The organism is Robertmurraya sp. DFI.2.37 (genome assembly GCF_029211245.1).
GTDB lineage: Bacteria > Bacillota > Bacilli > Bacillales > Cytobacillaceae > Robertmurraya > Robertmurraya methanolica_A.
Genome location: NZ_JARGEJ010000007.1, coordinates 96,210 through 116,452, shown reverse-complemented (window position 1 = coordinate 116,452; position 20,243 = coordinate 96,210). Strand labels below are relative to the sequence as shown.

At 37.3% G+C, this 20,243-nt stretch carries 19 protein-coding genes and 1 pseudogene; 5 read left to right on the top strand and 15 right to left on the bottom strand.

What is annotated here, in order from left to right:
* The first annotated feature begins 52 nt into the window (after positions 1–52).
* Entirely contained in the window at positions 53–745 is a 693-nt protein-coding gene (locus tag PZE06_RS06180; RefSeq protein ID WP_150914722.1) for a Crp/Fnr family transcriptional regulator, read from the top strand.
* 224 nt (positions 746–969) lie between these two features.
* On the opposite strand, the gene hcp is transcribed toward PZE06_RS06180, so the two are convergent.
* Positions 970–2,259: a hydroxylamine reductase gene (gene hcp / locus PZE06_RS06175; RefSeq protein ID WP_150914723.1), complete on the bottom strand. Its 1,290-nt coding sequence runs from the start codon at positions 2,257–2,259 to the stop codon at positions 970–972.
* A 207-nt stretch (positions 2,260–2,466) separates the two neighbouring features.
* Between hcp and PZE06_RS06170 the strand changes: the two genes are divergently transcribed.
* Positions 2,467–2,937: an Hsp20/alpha crystallin family protein gene (locus PZE06_RS06170; RefSeq protein ID WP_150914724.1), complete on the top strand. Its 471-nt coding sequence runs from the start codon at positions 2,467–2,469 to the stop codon at positions 2,935–2,937.
* Between the two features lie 473 nt (positions 2,938–3,410).
* Here PZE06_RS06170 and PZE06_RS06165 read toward each other — a convergent pair.
* Positions 3,411–3,676, bottom strand: a pseudogene (locus PZE06_RS06165) (transposase); the annotation flags it as partial.
* A gap of 90 nt (positions 3,677–3,766) precedes the next feature.
* A complete protein-coding gene (locus PZE06_RS06160) occupies positions 3,767–4,309 on the bottom strand; it encodes a YppG family protein (RefSeq protein ID WP_150914725.1) in 543 nt (180 codons plus the stop codon).
* A gap of 432 nt (positions 4,310–4,741) precedes the next feature.
* Here PZE06_RS06160 and yppF point away from each other — a divergent pair, with 432 nt between their 5' ends.
* Positions 4,742–4,945 (top strand): YppF family protein, encoded by a 204-nt coding sequence (gene yppF / locus PZE06_RS06155; protein ID WP_150914726.1) that lies wholly within the window; start codon positions 4,742–4,744, stop codon positions 4,943–4,945.
* A 40-nt stretch (positions 4,946–4,985) separates the two neighbouring features.
* On the opposite strand, the gene PZE06_RS06150 is transcribed toward yppF, so the two are convergent.
* From PZE06_RS06150 to PZE06_RS06140, 3 genes are all read right to left on the bottom strand, one after another.
* Positions 4,986–5,345, bottom strand: coding sequence for a YppE family protein (locus PZE06_RS06150; protein ID WP_150914727.1), 360 nt, complete (start codon positions 5,343–5,345; stop codon positions 4,986–4,988).
* 65 nt (positions 5,346–5,410) lie between these two features.
* Complete coding sequence (locus PZE06_RS06145; RefSeq protein WP_150914728.1) at positions 5,411–5,683, bottom strand: hypothetical protein; 273 nt, start codon at positions 5,681–5,683, stop codon at positions 5,411–5,413.
* A 574-nt stretch (positions 5,684–6,257) separates the two neighbouring features.
* A complete protein-coding gene (locus PZE06_RS06140) occupies positions 6,258–7,271 on the bottom strand; it encodes a DUF2515 family protein (RefSeq protein WP_150914833.1) in 1,014 nt (337 codons plus the stop codon).
* Positions 7,272–7,392: 121 nt separating this feature from the next.
* On the opposite strand from PZE06_RS06140, the gene recU reads away from it, so the two are divergent.
* Together recU and PZE06_RS06130 are read left to right on the top strand one after the other, a co-directional pair.
* Positions 7,393–8,007, top strand: a complete 615-nt coding sequence (gene recU / locus PZE06_RS06135) for a Holliday junction resolvase RecU (protein WP_150914729.1) — start codon at positions 7,393–7,395, stop codon at positions 8,005–8,007.
* 36 nt (positions 8,008–8,043) lie between these two features.
* Entirely contained in the window at positions 8,044–10,632 is a 2,589-nt protein-coding gene (locus tag PZE06_RS06130; protein ID WP_150914730.1) for a penicillin-binding protein 1A, read from the top strand.
* A gap of 37 nt (positions 10,633–10,669) precedes the next feature.
* Here the strand turns inward: PZE06_RS06130 and PZE06_RS06125 are convergent, their stop codons facing one another.
* From PZE06_RS06125 to panD, 9 genes are all read right to left on the bottom strand, one after another.
* On the bottom strand, positions 10,670–11,182 hold the full coding sequence (locus tag PZE06_RS06125) for a YpoC family protein (protein ID WP_150914731.1): 513 nt from the start codon (positions 11,180–11,182) through the stop codon (positions 10,670–10,672).
* Positions 11,182–11,829 (bottom strand): endonuclease III, encoded by a 648-nt coding sequence (nth, locus tag PZE06_RS06120; protein ID WP_150914732.1) that lies wholly within the window; start codon positions 11,827–11,829, stop codon positions 11,182–11,184. The genes PZE06_RS06125 and nth overlap by 1 nt, the downstream gene beginning before the upstream one ends.
* Before the next feature lie 30 nt (positions 11,830–11,859).
* On the bottom strand, positions 11,860–12,567 hold the full coding sequence (locus PZE06_RS06115; RefSeq protein ID WP_150914733.1) for a DnaD domain-containing protein: 708 nt from the start codon (positions 12,565–12,567) through the stop codon (positions 11,860–11,862).
* A gap of 265 nt (positions 12,568–12,832) precedes the next feature.
* Complete coding sequence (gene asnS / locus PZE06_RS06110; RefSeq protein ID WP_150914834.1) at positions 12,833–14,125, bottom strand: asparagine--tRNA ligase; 1,293 nt, start codon at positions 14,123–14,125, stop codon at positions 12,833–12,835.
* A 250-nt stretch (positions 14,126–14,375) separates the two neighbouring features.
* A complete protein-coding gene (locus PZE06_RS06105; protein ID WP_150914734.1) occupies positions 14,376–15,563 on the bottom strand; it encodes a pyridoxal phosphate-dependent aminotransferase in 1,188 nt (395 codons plus the stop codon).
* Between the two features lie 23 nt (positions 15,564–15,586).
* Positions 15,587–16,066 (bottom strand): cell wall elongation regulator TseB-like domain-containing protein, encoded by a 480-nt coding sequence (locus PZE06_RS06100; RefSeq protein ID WP_150914735.1) that lies wholly within the window; start codon positions 16,064–16,066, stop codon positions 15,587–15,589.
* Positions 16,067–16,080: 14 nt separating this feature from the next.
* On the bottom strand, positions 16,081–16,251 hold the full coding sequence (locus tag PZE06_RS06095; protein ID WP_095306518.1) for a YpmA family protein: 171 nt from the start codon (positions 16,249–16,251) through the stop codon (positions 16,081–16,083).
* Between the two features lie 259 nt (positions 16,252–16,510).
* Positions 16,511–19,315, bottom strand: a complete 2,805-nt coding sequence (dinG, locus tag PZE06_RS06090; protein WP_150914736.1) for an ATP-dependent DNA helicase DinG — start codon at positions 19,313–19,315, stop codon at positions 16,511–16,513.
* A 540-nt stretch (positions 19,316–19,855) separates the two neighbouring features.
* Positions 19,856–20,239: an aspartate 1-decarboxylase gene (gene panD, locus PZE06_RS06085; RefSeq protein WP_095306520.1), complete on the bottom strand. Its 384-nt coding sequence runs from the start codon at positions 20,237–20,239 to the stop codon at positions 19,856–19,858.
* Positions 20,240–20,243 lie beyond the last annotated feature (4 nt).

Sequence of the window (20,243 nt, the reverse complement as noted above, 5' to 3'; positions counted from 1 at the left end):
ACGGGTTATTTCTTGTACAATGGAAGTAGATGAAATCAATTAGAGGTGTAGTATGAAACATGAAGATATAAAAAACATATTATCGAAGTTTACACTTTTTCGTGACTTGAACGAGGAAGAATTAACAAAAATTGTTAACATTTCAATTTCAAGGGAATGGAAAAAAGGAACATTCGTTTTCATGCAGGACGATCCATTGGAAAATGTTTATTTTATTTATGAAGGGAAAATAAAAATTTACAAAAGTGATGTAACAGGTAAAGAACAAATTGTTGCTTTCTTAAAAAAAGGAGATATGTTTCCCCATGTTGGCTTCTTTAGAAAAGGTGGCTATCCTGCTTTTTCTGAGGCAATAGACGATGCTGTATTAGTAGTGGTTCCAATATCAAAGTTTGAGAACGTCTTAATTGAAAATCCCCAATTATCAATCAAAGTCTTTAAAGTTCTCGGTGAAAAGATTGTGGAATTACAAGAGCGGTTAGAATCGCAAATTATCAATAACACTTATGAACAAATTGTCAAACTCCTTATAAGGCTAGGAAAAAACCATGGACAAGAATTAGAAAACGGCTCCATTCTCCTAAAAGGAGAATTTACAAATCGTGACTTAGCCAATATGATTGGAACAACGCGTGAAACAGTTAGCCGAACATTAACAAAAATGAAAAAAGAAGGCAAGATCGAAGTTGATAACAAAGGGAATTTACTTTTAGATCCAGACATCCTAATGGATGAACTCATCTAAAAAAACGCACACCTTCAAAAAGCTCGAATGGCTGCTTTGTGGATGAAGTAAAGTCATGAAAAGACTTTCTGTCATAGAGAAAACCCATTGCGATTGAAGTTTTCATTGACTAATCAGGCACAAGGTACCAAAGCGCTACACAAGACATAACTAAAATAAAAATAAATTCCTTCCATAAAAAACATCCGCCAGCAAAACAAACTAGCGGATGTTTTTTATTTATCTTATTTAGCAAGCATTTCTGCCATGTCTTCCTGAGCTGTTCCAATTAATTTCAAATTAAAGGTTTCTTGTAGAACATTCATTACTCCCTCTGAAATAAATTCTGGCGGTTTCGGCCCGATGCGAATATCCTGAATGCCAAGACTAAATAAACCAAGCAGAATTGCAACAGCTTTTTGTTCAAACCATGAAAGAACAATACTAACTGGCAACTCATTAATTTCACATTCAAATGCATCTGCTAGAGCTTTTGCAATTTTAACAGTTGAGCCAGAGTTATTACATTGACCAAGATCTATGTACCGTGGAATATCTGTCCCTGGTACTGTTCCGTAATCCACATCATTGAAACGGAATTTTCCACAAGAGGTAGTCAAGATAACTGTCTCTGGCGGTAGGGAGGTAGCCAATTCGCGGTAATATTCGCCTCCCTGACCTGGTGCATCACATCCAGCAATCACAAAAAACCGTTTGATCTTCCCTTCCTTCACCGCAGCTATGACTTCAGGGGCAAGTCCTAACACTGTTTCATGATGAAAACCCGTTAATAAAGTTTCCTCTGAGTCAATATAAGCCTCCGGAAGCTCCAATGCTCTCTCGATCAATGGTGTAAAATCATCATTGACAATTTTTTGAACATTTTCAAGTCCGGCAACTTCATATGAAAACATTCTATCTGCATAGCTTCCTTTTATCGGCATGACACAATTTGTCGTCGCAAGAATCGCTCCATTGAATTTTTCAAATAATCTTCTTTGATCATACCATGCCTTACCTAAATTACCTTTTAAATGGGAATATTTTTTCAATGCAGGGTAACCGTGTGCAGGGAGCATTTCAGAGTGCGTATAAATATTGATTCCCTTACCTTCAGTTTGCTTCAGCAACTCTTCCAGTGCAAAGAGATTATGTCCCGTTACAAGAATCGCTTTTCCTTCCACCTTATTTTGGGACACTCTGATGGGATTTGGAATTCCTAATCTTTTCGTATGCGCTTCATCCAAAACCTCCATGATCCTGACAGCAGCTTGACCAACTTTCATCGCCATTTCAATATGCTCTTGAACATTAAAGTTCGAGTTCGTTAAGGTCATATAGAGGGCTTCATGTGTTGTCGTATCGACAAATGAATCAGTAGCCCCTAATTGATTGGCATGAGTACGGTAAGCAGCAATTCCTTTTAATCCAAATACGATCGTATCTTGCAAACTAGCGATCGTTTCATCTTTCCCACAAACACCTACAACCTTACATCCACCTGTAGGTGTTTGTTCACATTGATAACAAAACATTATTTAATTCCCCTCTCTCTTAAATAATACGGTATCAGCATAACCTTTCCTCTACATATAATTAAGTGAGCCAAATCACATTTCATAGATTGTTCAGAATTTGTTCCCTTCCTACTTGTTTGTCACGTATTCAGCAATAAATTTTTTAACAGCTCTGTCATAACTGAATATACTATACTGACCATTTTTTGAGAGGAGTTGTGCACGATGTCTTCAAAGCTTCCAAAAGAGCCGGATCATTATCAGGATCCTTTCGGTGATTTTCGAAATCTCATGAATGATTTTTTTCACAAAAGACCTGTAAAAGGCTTTCTTCAAAGTATGGATGAATTTTTTCAAATGCCCTTCAGCAGTTTTCCTGTCCAGGTAAAAGAACTAGATGAAAAAATTATCATTACAGCGGAGCTTCCAGGGGTAAAAAAGGAACAAATTAATATTGATGTTCTTGAGCGTTCGATTACCATTTCAGTAAAAAACGTGGAAATGGTCATCGAAGAAGATGAGAAAAAGAATTATTTCAAAAAAAGTCAATCTACACAACAACTTAGCCGCAACATATATCTTGGACACATAATCGACGAAGCCAGTGTAAAAGCGAGTTATCAAGATGGACTGTTAAAAATTCGAGTTCCGAAGCCAAAAGGGAAGCAAATTTTTATTAGTGACGGAGAACAATAGATATAAACATAAAAAAGCGACCTAAAGAAGGTCGTATCAGATTATCGACAAAAGCATCGAGAGTCACGCCTCTCTTTGTCTATTGGTATTTTGGGATGGAATTGCCGTTAACATCCGTTGATTTCCGCTCCAGACGCTTGCTTTCCGGGAGGCGGGCGGTGAGCCTCTAGGTGCTGTCACTTCCCTGTGAGGGCTCACCTGTTTCCGCAAATAAAACCACTGAAAAAGTTTTCAGCAGTCTTTTTTACAGAATTTCTAGAGCTGCTAACCTCAGGCTCTGTCTGATCGAAAGCAAATGACGTTGGTTCCAGCAGCTGGTCTTATCGCTATTAATCGGATTGAACTCTTGCAGACCACATCTGTTCCAGTCAGTTAAATTAGAAGCTTATTCGCACTGGAGTCCTTCACGCTTTCCCCTCCTGTCCGTATAGAATCAAACACCTTTCACTTCAATCAACTCGTTTAAGTCCTACTCAAACAAGTTGAAAAGTCCAATTAGCCAATTTCTTTAAGTTCATGGCATTAAAAGTAAGCATCGCCTGCACGGACTTGTTTTTTAATCCTCCTTTGTGAGTTGTCCATCGTATACCATCCTTTTTTTGCATCAGCAAAGACTTGTTCAATCGACTTTTTACGACGTGCGTACATGTCTTTCTTCATTTGTGTGACAAAGGTATTCAGCTTCTTCTACATAATCTCCCCAGTTGTACCGCTCTATCAGCTTCTGATGGTTTTTACTATAAAGACTGTAGGCAAACTTGATTTCATCAAGAGTTTACCTACAGTCGAAAAAAACGATCTTAGGTCGCTTTTTTACCCCTTTAAAATGCTAGACTTTAAAGATTCCTCCCAAGCCTTTTACCAATCCTGAAACTTGATTTACTGCATTCATCATTTGTCCAGCTGTATCAATCATTTTATTAAAATCTAATGAGCCATCTTGCTGCTTAAAAGAATTCATAAAAGAACTAATGCCAGAAGGTGGTCTATTTCCACCGATCCCCGGCTTAGGATATGGATGCATATATGGATTCATATATCCCATATAGGGATTCGTCCCTCCTTGATTTTTCTTAGGTTGAAGTGGATTTTGCAAAATAGATTCAACAGGATAAGGTTGTTCCTGTGCAAATGGTACTTCTCCTTGGGTTGGAGGATATTGGCCGGCGTTCATGTGTCCATACGGATACTGTTGGCTTTGATTCATTTGACCATAAGCTTGCCATCCTTGATTTCCATATAGCGAGTAATAATAGTTTTGATTGCGGACAGTATTTTGCCACCCTTGCCCTTGCTGGATTGGCCATGAAGATGGAAAACGATGAGGCGGAGCTTGATAATAAGCTTGATTTGTATTTGTTTGACCAAACATTTATATCTCCCCTCCTTACCTTCATACTACTAAAAACCATGCGAAAACAAGATTTCGCATGAAATGTTTTTTCGTTAACTGGGGCGAATCCCCTTCTTAACTACTTGAAAGATTGCTGTGTCCCCACTTCTCGCGTTTCCCCGATTGAAAATAAACTCGTGTAAATTAATATATCTTCCCTTAACAAAAAAAGAATGACTCATCATGATAATTTATGATTGATCTGCCTATGTTGTGACAATTCCAGCCTTTTCCTTAAACTTATATGCCGGTGTTAAGTTAGAGCTCTTTAACAAAGTCTCATTAATGTCTAAATATGCAGGTTAATGTCTGAAGTCTAAATTTTCGAAAAATTAAAAGACCATTTAATTTTATGTTACGATAAAGTGTAGAAATAGGATAAGCATAAGATAAAAAAGGGGAGGAATATGGATGTTCGTTCACGAGCTAAAGGAAAAGTTTTCAATCCACAAACAGTATCAAGCTGAAGATGTAAATGAATTGTTAGATTTCGCCAAAAAGGCTTATGTATCTAATGAAATCACATCGAGTGAGTATAAAAAACTAGTTCGTGAGCTTGAATCTCAAGGAGCTAAACTGCCTCATCATAAGACAGAGACTCAACCCCAATCTTAAATTGCCTAACGGGAGATTCCAGGATCTAGGCTTCTCCCGGTTATTCTTTTTCTAATAAATCCTTTAATGACGTCAAAACAAAGCGAACAGATTGCCAATAGTTTATAAATCGAGTTCTGCTTGTTTCAGGAAAAAACGCTTGAACCGAGAGCAGTTCCATCTGTTCAGAGGCTGATTCAATTTGTTTTACATGTAAATATTTAGGATTTTCCGCCTCAATCCATTCTTTTGCTAGTATTTCCCACTCATCTTTTACTTCCCTTACCTGATCTGCAAAAGGTTTTACCTCTTTATAAAAGTCGCCTTTTTCCTTCGTTTCCTTAACCTCTTCAAATTTTTCAAGAATTTGTTCAGTAAATCCCAATAATTTATTAGTTAAAGCTAATAAGCTAGTACTCAATATCTTTTCTCTCCTCTAAAAAAAATAAAGCAGCACAGCGCTACTTTATTGTTATTGTATTTTGATTAGTAGCCAAGTTCAAGTTTCATGTTCTGTCCTTGAACCGCTTCTCCCTTCCGTTTCTTTTCAATAAATTTTAAAGGCCCACTGTTACATGCATTTTCAAGTCTTGTAATACGGCTCTCAAGACTCATTAATCTTGTAAACTGATCATTTATCGCTTTTTTTCGGTTTTCCGCTAAATTTGTATCAAGTGTTTTTTCAAGTTCCTCCAACTGATCATAAATTTCGGTTAATTTTTCAAGTAATTCTTCTTTTTGAATACTCTCCTTTTCCAATTCAACTACCTCCTCAATTTTTAACCACTGTGCTTTGTTAATTGTGGCTTTGTTAAATATCGGACTTGATTTTTCCTCATTTTCTCTGAACTTCTCTGAACCTTTCAGCATAACTGAAAGGCGTATGATACCTTAGTTTCACAAGAAATAGGCCAAAAATCATTTGTTCAACCATACTGCTTATCAAAGCTTAAACTGTTAATAAAAAAGGGGCTTTTCATAGGAGACTGTATTTTCGCGCAGATGATATAGTTCTCAATCTTTTATGTATATGCACTATATTCTCCCTACATTAAAGACCTCCTTCATCGTTGACAAAACTAGTTGTGATTCGGCAAAGATAGAACTATTTTTCACCGCGATTGCGTTAATTCGACAAGAATGAAACATGCAGCTCCTGAACAAACTAAAAAAGGAGGTGCTGATGATGAAAAAGAAGAAGAAACAAACAAACGCCCAGCCAAAAAAACTAGAAGAAAGAAAGACTGGCTTTGGTGATAAGAAATTAGAAGGTGCAGACAGGCCTTCAACATAAACGTATAGCGATCCATTGAAGAGAATTATGGAGATGAAACTAATCGTCCATAATCTCTTCTTTCTTTTTATACATGGAAAATATCCTCACACATTTTTCCTTAAATAATATCGTCCGATGAAGTTTTTTTTGCTTTCTTTTATACCAACTTGTTAGGACAACAGGGTGACGATGATGAATGGTTGTTTTGAACCACTTCAGTTTGAGCTTTTTCTGTTTTGACCAGTCCTTCAAGGGCTCCATTCGATGATGAACAATCGGAAAGGCAAGCCTAAGCTGCGGTGTAAAGCTGCTAGCTTTTTTTTGTAAGTACTGCTCATAGTCATCACGGGAACCTGTATGGTTCGTGTTTATAGCGAATTCATAGAAATATGAGTATAAGCTCTCATGAAATAAAATCGAAACAAGCCGTTTGCCTAAGTCAATTCGTTTATCAACAGAACGAAAACCGTTGACACTTGCGCCAAATAATTCACCATGTACTGTAGGCAATAATACGCAGCTGTAATGAAACCAATCTTGAAAGGAAAATAAAAAAGTTCGAAAGACATGTTTTTTATAAAAAGAATTCTCTATGACTGGTTTTTGAATAATATTTTGTTCATTGATGATTAATGCTAATAATATTCTGACATGGTCTTGTGAATACCAATAATGCCTCCATTCTTGTTCCATGAGCTGGGAAACCTGGAAAAACTTCAGCAGGTGAAACATTGGCTTCCCTTTTTTCGTCGAATATTGATAGAGAAGGAGTTGAGGATAAGCATCCTGAAAAATAAGCCAATTTGCTTTTTCATATGTTTGAAATAAAAAATCTCTTTTTTGTTTTCCAATAATTTTTGAAAACCACTTCCCTTTTAAATCACACATATTCCAGCCTGCGTTACGGGATACCATGTGAGCTAAAAAGGACCATTTTATCGTCTTATTTTCTTGATAATAACGAAGATATGCTTCAGTTCTTGAGAGGTTATCCGTATTATTTTGCTTTACAAGGCCCTTGATTGAGTGTATTATCTTTCTTTCAGTGCCTGATAAATCAGCGTATTCCATAATCAAAAGAACACCTTCTTTTATAGCGGCTATCTTTAGAATTCGTTAATTAGTGCTTTTTATTCAACCAAAGATCGTGGACTTCTGATATGATAAAAAAGAGTTTGTGAGGTGTTTATCATTGGAATTCCATTATCCAAACGGAAAGAAATTCATTCAGCCAAGTGAAAAGAAAATAACGAAAAAGACAAAGGAAAAGGATTTCACCTACAGTAATAGGGGAATGACTTTAGAAGAAGATTTAAACGAGACGAATAAATATTATTTGGCGAGCGGAAAAGCTGTCATTCATAAAAAACCCACTCCTGTGCAAATTGTGCAAGTGGATTATCCAAAAAGAAGTGCTGCTGTGATTAAAGAAGCTTATTTTAAACAAGCGTCAACAACAGACTATAACGGGGTTTATAAGGGAAGATATATTGACTTTGAAGCAAAGGAAACTCGCTTTAAAACCTCTTTTCCTTTGCAAAATTTTCATCAACACCAAATTGAGCATATTAGACAAGTACTAAATCAGTCTGGTATTGCTTTCGTTATTCTCCGCTTTTCCAAAATCGAAGAAGTATACTTGCTCGAAGGAAAAACATTACTGTTTTTTTGGGAAAGGATGGAAAACGGAGGGAGAAAGTCGATTACTTTCACTGAAGTAGCTCAATATGGACATAAAATATCACTTGGATTTCAACCACGAATTGACTATATTAAGATTATAGATCAGCTCTACCATCTTAATTAATGGAAACGTGAGTAGTAAAAGGAAGGATGAACATATATGGCAGAAAAATACCAATCAAGAGAGGAGCGCCGTAAGCAGCTTAATAGTAAACAAAAAGGAAAAGGCCGAAAAAAATCCAAAATATCGGTTAAACGTATTTTTCTCTTTCTTGTTGCCTTAGGAATTGTAGGATTGCTTATTGGCGCTGGAACTTTTGCTTATATGGTTAAAGATACTCCAGAGCTTGATGAAAAATTGTTAAAAGATCCAATCTCATCCGAGCTTTATGATATTAACGGAAGCCTGTTTGCAGAAATTGGTTCAGAAAAACGGGACTACGTGGACTATGAAGATATCCCAAAACAGGTCGAGGAAGCGATATTAGCCACTGAAGACACCCGTTTTTATAAGCATAACGGGGTTGATATTATTCGCTTAGGTGGAGCTGTCGTGGCTAATCTAACCGACGGTTTTGGTGCTGAAGGTGCTAGTACCATTACCCAGCAGGTCGTTAAAAACTCATTTTTAACACCTGAAAAAACATTATCCCGTAAAGCACAAGAAGCATGGTTATCCTTTCAGTTAGAAAGAAAGTATACAAAACAGCAAATTTTTGAAATGTATGTCAATAAAATTTGGATGGATTCTGGAGGACACGGAATTGCTACAGCAGCAAAAGTATACTTCGGGAAAGAATTAGATGAACTAACGTTAGCAGAAACAGCATTGCTCGCTGGCATGCCACAAAGTCCAGCTAATTATAATCCATTTAAACATCCAGAAAGAGCGGAAAAACGCCGTAACATCGTCCTTACTCTTATGCATAAGCATGGCTTTATCACTCAGGAGGAAATGGAAGAAGCTAAAAGCGTTGATGTTACTTCAACATTGGTCCCAGAGGATAAAAGATCTACTGGAGATATTCCGTATGACGCCTTTGTTGGCCATGTCGTAAAAGAAATCAAGGCAAAGTATCCAGATATTGATCCATTTTCAGATGGTTTGAAAATATATACAACTCTTGAGCCGGATGCCCAAAAATATGTTGAGGATATTCTAGATGGTGATGAAATTGATTATCCTGATGAAAAATTCCAGGCAGGCATAACTCTCTTAGATACTGCTACTGGCCAGATCCGCGCACTTGGAGGTGGGCGTAATCAAACGGTTGACTTTGGCTTTAATTATGCGACAGATGCAAAAAGACAACCAGGCTCAACAATAAAACCAATTCTTGACTACGGTCCTGCTATTGAGTTTTTAAAATGGGGTACTTATTATGCTTTAGATGATAAACCGTACACATATTCAACTGGAGATAAAATCAGCAACTGGGATAATAAGCATATGGGTGTCATGTCAATGCGTACCGCACTGGCTTTATCGCGAAATATCCCTGCGCTACAAGCCTTCCAAGCAGTCGGAGCAGAAAAAGCGAAGCAATTCGCGATCGATTTAGGGATTCCGCTTAAAGAAATTCATGAATCTTACTCCATCGGTGGTTTTGGTGGCGAGGATAAGGGCGTTTCATCACTGGAAATGGCTGGAGCCTACAGCGCATTCGGGAACAATGGATTTTATACAGAACCCTACTCTGTCGTTGAGATTGAGCTTCGAGACGGCACGAAATTGAAGATGAAGCCCGATTCCAAAGTTGTGATGCAGGACTATACTGCGTTTATGATCACTGATATGCTGAAGGATGTCGTTCAATCAGGAACCGGTACAAGAGCTAATATATCAGGCCTGCCACTTGCCGGAAAAACCGGAACGACCAATTATCCTGATGCAGATAAAAAGGCTTACAATATTCCAAATGGCGCTGTACCAGATGCATGGTTTGTTGGTTATACAACCAACTATACTGCTGCTGTCTGGACAGGATATGATAATAAAAACGAAAATTATTTAGTTGGTGATGACCAAAAAATTGGCCAAAGATTATTTAAAAATATTATGGAACATGTCCATAACGGGAAAGAAACAGCGGATTTTAAAGTTCCGAATACTGTTGAAGTAGTTGAGATTGAAAAGGGAACAATTCCAGCTAAAAAAGCAAGTAAGTACACTCCTAAAAACATGATCATTACAGAATATGCTGTAAAGGGCCACGCTCCAAAGGAAGTATCTGATAAATATGATAGACTTGAAGCACCTGTTAATTTAACAGCAGATTATGATACAGATAGTAATGAGATTGTATTAAACTGGAATTATGTTGCTGAAAACGAAAATGGCGTCCAATTTGAAATTTATGTGAAGAAAGATGATGGTGCAGAAGAACTGTTAACGGCACAATCTGAAAAAACTCTGCGAATGAAAGCCGATTATGGTGGATATTACACCTTCAAGGTTATCGCTGTTCGTGATCAACAAAAGAGTGACCCCGCAACGGCAGCCATTCAAATTCCTGATCCACTCATTTTTGATGGGGATGATGAGAATGATGACAATGGTGGTCCACCATGGGGTCGAAACGAGGAAGATGAAGAAACAGACGAGCCAGATAACGAAAATCCTGGAAACGACGAGCAAAATGATAACAATAATGGCCAGCCACAGCAAGGAAATAACCCAGGTCAAGGTCAAGGTCAGGGCCAAGGTCAAGGAAATCAAAATGGCGGGAACCAAGGTAATCAACCATAAGAGAAAGGCGTCCAAGCTTATGCTTAGACGCCTTTCCTTATTTTTTCATATTTTTCATGGCCATCATCTTTTTATAGCCTTTCTCCTGTTCAACAAATAGCTCACATAATTGCATATAAGAATGAAATAAATTAGGTCTTTCAATGATAAACTGTAAACGCTCTTCAATATTGACAGGCTTAATGTGCAAATCATTATAGGCAATTTCTGTATTTAAAATGGACGGTTTATTGTTTGTCCAATGCAGAAATTCAACAAACAAACCGCTCCCTTTTCTCATAGAATTTAAGGCTGCTTTCGTATTTCTCATTGCAAAATCAGCTTGAAGCTCCGCTTTTACATTAAGCCATTCCTGTAATAACGAGGCAATGCTATGTTGAGGATCATCCCATGGCCTCAAACCTTCTTCACCTAAAAAATGAGCTGCTTCGTACATAAAGGCAATGTGAAAATCACTCCCCTGCATTGGGGAGATTATCGTAATTTTATCCTCTGGAAAAAAGAAAGAATGCTTTAATTCCTCAGGCACCGTTCGTACGAACTCATTCATTATTTCTTCGCCATCCTTTTCTTCCCTTCACGGCAAAGATCAAGCAAAGGACAAATGTCACACTGAGGATTTTGCGCCTTGCAATGGTAGCGCCCAAAAAAGATTAACCGATGGTGGGTAACTGACCATTCGTCCTCAGGAATTTTTCTCATCAGTGTCTTTTCAACCTCTAATACACTGTCTTTCCACCTGCAAATAGCCAACCGCTTGCTCACGCGCTCAACATGAGTGTCAACGGCAATTGCCGGGACGCCAAAAGCGACAGATACTACAACATTTGCTGTTTTGCGTCCAACACCTGGTAGCTTCGTTAATTCATCCCGGTCTTTCGGAACTTCCCCATTGTACTCCTCTAGCAGTAATCTACAAAGCTTTTGGATATTTTTAGCCTTATTACGATAGAGACCAATGGAACGAATATCCTCTTGCAGTTCTTCCAAAGATACATTGAGATAGTCCTCAGGCGTTTTATATTTCTGAAAGAGTTCTTTCGTTACTTTATTGACTAGTACATCAGTACATTGTGCCGATAAAGCGACCGCAATAACCAGTTCAAATGGGTTAGAATGTACGAGCTCACAATGAGCATCAGGGTACATTTCCCCTATTTTATCTAAACAAAATCGAATTTGTGTTTTATTTAACATTTGCCTCACTCACTTAAAAAGTTTCCATTTTTATTGTTCCAACCAGTTATAAAAGGGAACAGCTTCAGGGCGACTCGTTTCCTCTTCACTGTTTGTACGAATCGAATGTCTTGAATTCTGTCTGAATTTATTTCCATAGCTTTTTGCTTGCTCAATCGTCTTGATGCCATTCTTCTTCCATTCAAAAAGAATGCGATCAATATAACGAAAGTTCAACTTTCCTGAAATAACAGCTTCTCTTAATGCAGCCTTAATAATGATTGGTTCATGACGATCATCATCCAGCCATAACGCCAATGTTTCACATTCAAATGGTGATAATGGCCTGCCAAATTCCTGCTCGAAGACTGTGTATAAATCTATTTCATTTTTTTCATTTTGCTCTTTCTGCTGAGCATTTTGATTGAGTAAAAATTCATTCACAAGCTTCTGCCAAAGCGGTTCAATCGTATATTTTTCAAAACGAATCCCTTCGTTTGAATAGCCGTCATCAATTTTAATAAAGCCCTTTTGTATTAATTTGCGAAGCAATTCGGTACATTGGCTTGTTGAGATCGTCATTCTTGAAGAGATTTCCGTAGGAGTTGGAAAATCATTACCTTTTTCTAGGAACGAAATGACATGCAGCAACAATACTAATTCATTTTCATTAATATTCATATCTTTATAATAAAGCAATAAAGCTCTTGGAATTGAAATATTCCCTTCCTGAACCCATTTCACCATATTCTCGTTCATATAGAGACACCTCCCTCTAAGTATATCACGAAGTCCAGTTAACAAGGTATGGAGAAATTAGTCAAGCTAGTATAAAAAGGGGAGCCATTTTCATTTTCTTCTAGGAAAGCATACCGAATAGGGTCATCACGAAAATGAACATTTGATGATAGCTTAAGCTGTTTGCAAAAGCTAAGTACACTCCTTAAAAGAAGGATCAAATCGCACATTTCCTTAACTGTCTGAAAAAGCAAAGCTCGCCTTCAGTAGCGAGCTTTACATCAAATTAAGGATATAAACGATTTAACAAACGTGGGAATGGAATCGTTTCACGAACATGCTCTACCCCGCTAATCCATGCAACAGTTCGCTCAAGTCCAAGGCCAAAGCCGGAATGTGGAACTGATCCGTACTTTCTTAAATCTAAATACCATTGATAAGCATCCAGTGGCAAATTATGCTCCTCAATTCTTGTCTTCAGCAAATCGAAATCATGGATGCGTTCAGAACCCCCAATAATTTCACCATAGCCTTCTGGGGCAATCAAGTCCGCACATAATACAACATCTTCTCTTTCGTGATCTGGTTGCATATAAAAGGGTTTGAGACTTGTTGGATATTTTGTAATAAATACAGGTTTATCATAATGTTCCGCTATCGCTGTTTCATGAGGAGCACCGAAATCATCCCCCCATTTAATATCGTCGAAACCTTTTTTATTTAAGAATGCAATTGCATCATCATAGCTAATGCGCGGGAATGGTGCTTTTATATTTTCAAGCTTGGTTGTATCTCTACCTAATGTTTTTAACTCAATCTGACAATTTTTGAGCACTGATTGAACGATGTGAGAAACATATTGTTCTTGTACTTCTAAATTTTCCTCAAATTCAACAAAGGCCATTTCAGGCTCAATCATCCAGAACTCAATTAAATGACGACGAGTTTTTGATTTCTCAGCTCTAAAAGTCGGTCCAAATGAAAATACTTTTCCAAGAGCCATTGCCGCCGCTTCCATGTATAACTGGCCGCTTTGAGATAAGTATGCATCCTCATCAAAATATTTTGTTGCGAAAAGCTCCGTCGTTCCTTCAGGAGCGCTACCTGTTAAAATGGGTGGATCCACCTTTGAAAATCCTTTATCATTAAAAAATTCATATGTCGCACGAATAATTTCATTGCGAATTTTCATTACTGCATGTTGACGACGTGAACGTAGCCATAAATGGCGATGATCCATTAAAAATTCTGTCCCATGTTCCTTTGGGGTGATCGGATAATCAACGGCCTGATGTAAGATTTCAAGCCCTTTTACAAGAAGTTCATACCCTAGCGGAGAACGTTCATCTTTTTGAACTACCCCTGTCACATACACAGATGATTCTTGTGTCACAGATTTCGCAGCTTGAAACAACTCCTCAGATACTTCTGCCTTGACAACAACTCCTTGTATGAAGCCAGTTCCATCTCTTAACTGCAAAAAGGCAATCTTTCCGCTGGAACGCTTGTTCGCAATCCATGCTCCAATTTTGACTTCCTGTTCTACATATTTGTGTACTTCTGAAATCGTTGTTTTCATCACTTGTCATTTCCCTCCAAAACTTACCCACTTGCTTTTATATGTACTTAAAAGCTTCATTTTCAATAAATAATCAATTAAAATGCACTTCATCTTATTATACCGTTACAAAATTGGACAATCAATAAAGAAAGTGTAGGATTGCGCTTACCGGTACAATTCCTATGCTGACCATTATCGCTCAATTATTCTTTAGTAGACTTCAGAAAAAAGCAGACAGACGTATTTAGCCTGCCCGCTCTGAACCAATTTATATTTTGCTTTTAACAAATTGGTGGATCCTTGCCACTGCCTCTTCTAATAATTCTAAAGATGTTGCATAGGAGAGACGAATATTATCTGGTGTTCCAAAACCAGAACCTGGAACAACAGCGACTTTTGCCTCTTCTAAAAGTCCTTCTACAAAGTCATCAACGTTCTCATACCCTGTTAGTTTCGCTGCTTCTTTAACATTTGGATAAAGGTAAAATGCTCCTTGCGGTTTAATACATGAAATCCCAGGGATAGCAACAAGCTGATCATAAATGACATTGAGCCTATGCTCGAATGCTTCTTTCATTTCTGCAACAGGTGCTTGTGGTCCTGCATAAGCCTCAATCGCCCCGTATTGAGCAGTAGTAGTTGGATTAGAGGTACTGTGACTTGCAAGATTTGACATTGCTTTAATGATAGTGGAATTACCTGCTGCATAGCCGATTCTCCATCCTGTCATCGAATGGGATTTCGAAACCCCATTGATGATAATCGTTTGCTCTTTTAATTGTGGTGATAATTGGGCAATGGATATATGCTGATTTTCCCCATAAATAAGCTTTTCATATATCTCATCGGAAATAATAAGAACATTTTTTTGTAAGCAAATTTCACCTAGAGCTAATAGCTCATCACGAGTATAAACCATCCCTGTTGGGTTACTAGGTGAATTTATAATAACTGCTTTTGTCTTCTCTGTAATGACTGCTGAAAGTTGCTCAGGGGTAATCTTGAAATCATTTGCTTCAAGTCCTTCGACAAATACTGGAATACCATCTGCCAGCTTTACCTGCTCTGGGTAACTAACCCAGTATGGGACAGGAATAATCACTTCGTCCCCTTTGTTGAGAAGAACTTGAAAAAGAGTATATAATCCGTGTTTTGCGCCACTAGTCACAATGATTTCATTTGGCTTATACTCAATTCCTTGATCAGCTTTGAATTTTTTCACGATTTCTTCAATTAATTTAGCAAGCCCTGCTGAAGGAGTATATTTCGTATGTCCTTCATTCATGGAAACAGAAGCTGCCTCAATAATGTTCCTCGGTGTGTTAAAATCAGGTTCTCCCGCCCCGAGACCAATAATATCATGGCCTTCAGCTTTTAACTGCTTTGCTTTTGCTGTAATCGCAAGAGTTGCAGAGGGGGTTAATGCTTTTACTCTTTGAGCCAGTTGAATTTCCATTTCCTAATTCCTCCCAATAACCATCATAAGTTTTGTATATCTTTTAACCATTCGCCTGTTTTAAAATCAATATAATAATAATTGATCAATTCATCATTTGAACGGTAATAAATTTCCCAAAGCGGAATTTGATTCTCCATTCCGAGTTTAACTGACACAACTTCATCAGGCTCCTTACTTTGATAAAGCTTGTCGATCGCAGCTTCTTTACTTAGTCCATCTTCTTCATTCCTAACAATTATTTTACGATTTTTTTCTTCTTCTGGAATCCATGCAATGAGTTTTTCCCCCGATTGATCCATTCCTTTTACAATATAATAACTATTCGTACCGTTATATAAGGTAAAATCAGTCACGTGTACGATATTTGTTTCTGCTAAAGCAATTTCCTCTGCTTTAGCTTCAGCGTTGTGCAAAGGTTTCAGAGAATTTAAAAGTATATTTATCGTTAAACCGAGCAGCACAATTAAACCAATACTTGCTAACCAAATCCATTTCTTCATATACAAATCCCTCTTTATGTACGATAAATAGTAAATACAGCTTTATTTTGATCGTTTTGATCAAGAGCTAATCCAAACATTAAATCCTGATCTTTTAACGTTCGGTTAAGTGAATCGACAATTTTGTATAAATCCGGACTATTTTGGATTTTTATCGTCGACAAAACTTCAATTTTACTTTCCATCACAAACTCTCCTCACTAAACACATATTTTGTTAATCATAGTTGCAAGGCTTTTAGGTAACAATAATCTTAAGAAAACGTCAGCTTTTTGACAGAAATTTAGCCCATTCTCAGCACGTTTCATTAGCAATATTATAACAGGTTAAATAAAAAAGAATTACCCCTTTCACAAAATTAAAATAACTTTTAGTCCACACACACTTCTACCGCGCTTATGCAGCGCGGTATTTTCTTGAATGTTATCGTCACGTGTTCAAAAATTAAAGGAAATTTTCAATTAAATCAAGGGTTTCGTTAATATTTAATTTTTTCACAGGCACTGTTGGAATAGATTGCAGAAACGCTTTTCCGTAAGACGTTGTATAGATCCGTTTATCAAAAATGACAACAAAACCGCGATCCTGATTTGTGCGAATTAATCGGCCAAACCCTTGTTTGAAACGAATAATCGCTTCTGGCAATGAATGCTCTGAAAAGGGATTTCCACCATTTTCTTTAATTTGATTACATTTCGCTTCTGTAAGCGGTTCATTTGGCGGAGAAAATGGCAATCGTACCATAATAAGACAAGATAAATCTTCACCAGGAATATCAATCCCTTCCCAAAAGCTGCTAGTACCGAGAAGAATCGCTTTGTCAAAGCGTTGAAAATTCCTTGTCAGCTTCGTTCTACTTCCTGCCGTGATTCCTTGCCCCATTATAATATAGTCTTCCAGCAACCCGCTCTCCTTCATCAGATTATACGTTTTTCTTAACATTTCATAGGAAGTGAAGAGAATAAGCATTCTTCCTTTTGTTGCTTCAGCAATGGATATAATGTGTTCCGTAATGGCTGCAACATATTCATCAATTGATACCGTATTAATTTCCGGTAAGTCATTTGGAATAACCAATTGAACCTGCTTGTCATAAGGAAATGGGGATTCAATTTGTTGTATATAACAGTCAAACTTGTCTAGTCCCAGTTCGTTTAGCATATATTGAAAAGAGCCCTTTACCGATAATGTCGCTGAAGTGATTACTGCACTTTTTTTACGCAGAAAAAATTCTTCTCTAAGCTGGGAAGCGATTGTAATGGGTTGCCCCAAAATGGTTGTTGAATTTTGAGCAGATCTGACATCCACTTCAACCCAAGTAACGAACTCGTCCATGGGAAATAAAATCAGTTGTTTAATCGTTTCGCATACGGTCTCTAATTCTTTTTGTAATGTGGCAACCTCCTGAATCAGCAATTTTTGCGGATTTGAAAGCTGCAGTTCTTTTTTCGTAAAAGCCTCCACGTATTGCTTAATGGCCGCAGCAAAGTCTTTTAAGCAAAAGTAAAATCTTTCCCCAGTCGAATGGATCGGCGCCCAATCTTGATTAACCCCATCCGTTATTAAGCGATACGTTACTTTATTTGTCAGCGCACTGCTCTTTACTCGTTTTTTTGCTACATGAGCTACAGTTCTAAAAAACTGATCCATTTCATCCATTAATTCATTATAAAGTTGGCTTACTTCAAAAGCATGAATTGTTTCTGCTGTTAATTCAGTGCCTTTTTCTTTCAAAATCTGCTCCAGCTCATAATGAAATTGCTTTTGTTCGTATTGCCCAAATTGACTGAGTAAAAGTCGTATATGTAAATAATCAAGGGATAGGCCAAAGTATTTCCCACAAACTTTCTCAAAATGATGTCCTTCATCTAAAATACAGTAATCATAACAGGGGAGGATCGCTGTATCAGCAACAAGATCAGTCAATAAAAAGGAATGGTTTGTAATGATGAAATTAGCCGTCTGCGATGCTTTACGCGCTCTTAAATAGTAATCGTATTTTATCCATGACCTCTGCTGAAAATAAGTACTGTCATCATTTTTTATTTTACCCCAAAAAAGCATTCCTCCGCTCGATAAGTTCAACTCATCCCGATCGCCTGTTTCAGTTTGTAAAAGCCAGACAAGAATTTGCATCTTCGTCAAACTAATATCATAATTATCATCGTCTTCTTGAAGCGATTGTTCGAATTTTGCCAAGCACAAATAATGACTTCTTCCTTTTAACATCACTGCTTTAAGTTTGTTCGGAAGGATTTTTTGCAATAATGGAATATCATTATTCAACAGTTGCTCCTGCAGCTGGGTTGTATGCGTACTAATGACAATCGTTTCACGACGTTCACTAGCAAAGATTGCCGCTGGTAATAAATAAGCCATCGACTTTCCCACGCCTGTCCCAGCTTCAATTAGAGCATGTTTTTCATTTGTAAAAGCCTTAAAAACAGTGTCCATCATTTGAAATTGCCCAATTCGTTTTTCATACCCTTGAAACGCTCCCTGAAATAAACTCTCTTTTTCCTCATCGCTTTCAGGATATGGAACTGATGGATCATAATTGAACTCTTCACGTTCTTCTAATTTCCTTAGCATGATTCCACGATGTCGTTCTAATGAAAAAGGTAATTCTTCTAAACTGCGTTCTTTTTCGATAATGAGATCATCTAATAATAATGCCACATCACTTTTCAACCCACCAGAAAGCTTTAGTAGTTGATGAAGGGTTAAGTTCGGAAGCTGCCAAAGTCGCTTCAATAGGATCAATAACAATTCCGCTGTAACATATGCATCACTATCTGCTTGATGGGGTCGTTCGTGATTCAATCCCTCTTGAATAGCAAGTTCGTTTAACTTGTAGCTATCAGATGTCGGGAACAAAAATCTAGCCATTTCCACTGTATCCAAAACCGGACCTAAAAAACCTTCGTATCCTGCCTCGATTAACTCTTCTTGAAGAAATGATAAATCAAATAAGACATTATGGGCGACAAAGTATGCATCCTCAAGGAGCATTAAGACTTTCGGAGCAATTTCAGAAAAATCTGGTGCATCTTGAACCATCTCGTCATTAAGTCCTGTTAATTCTTCTATAAAAAGCGGTATCTCTCTTCCTGGATTAACAAAAGAAGAGAATTGCTCTGTAATTTTTCCATTTTCAACAACAACGGCTGCAAATTGGATAATTTTATCACCTTTCTTTGGAGCATTTCCCGTTGTTTCTAAATCTACTACCACAAATTTGTTACTCAATTCTATACACCTCTAACCTTCAAACTAAACTTGAAGGAGTACTTTTTTATATTTGCCAAAGTTGATTTCGTGAGAAATTTTGCTTTCTTATGACTTTCAGCATAGCTAAAAGATGGCGCTGACTTGAAGAAACGCTCGGAAAAAGCTTATTTTCTCCTTCATTTCATTGAGTCAGAGCTAAAATGAACCGAAAATACATGATTAACCATATAATTCAGCATAGCTTTATACTATAGTTATAAATACCGTTATGCAACGCTGCTTTCACTTTATCATAAACAGTAGCAAACAGAAAAGCGATTGAAAAGTAAATGCCACCATCGCCAAACAGGTTAAATTTTTTTCAAGACTCTGTTGTTGATTGTTTAACAGAGCTTTTTCAAGAATAGGATTAAGGTAAAATTCGATTAAACGTAAGAGACAACTGTTTATTAAGTTTTTTCGAGCCACAGTGACCGTTAAAGTTAGTTTGCTAAAAAAGAAAAAACCTTAAACGAGACTATACGGTAAAAAAGTATAGTTGCTTAAGGCTTTTACTTGTTAGATTATCGTCTTTTCTGGCTCTGCATGAAGCATTTCAACGATCTCATTCTTCTCGTTCATAATCGCAACCTTTGGTTGATGTGCATGAATATTTTCTTCTGCCACTAATGCATAGGAGATAATGATGACGACGTCTCCTTCTTGTACAAGTCTAGCAGCAGCGCCATTGATGCATATTACCCTGCTTCCTCTTTTACCAGGAATAATATAGGTTTCAAACCTTGCTCCATTATGGTTATTAACGATTTGCACCTTTTCATTTGCTACCATACCAACTGCTTCTAAAATTTCTTCATCAATTGTAATACTGCCCACATAATTTAAATTCGCCTCTGTCACACGGGCACGGTGAATTTTTCCATTCATCATCGTTCGAAACACGATG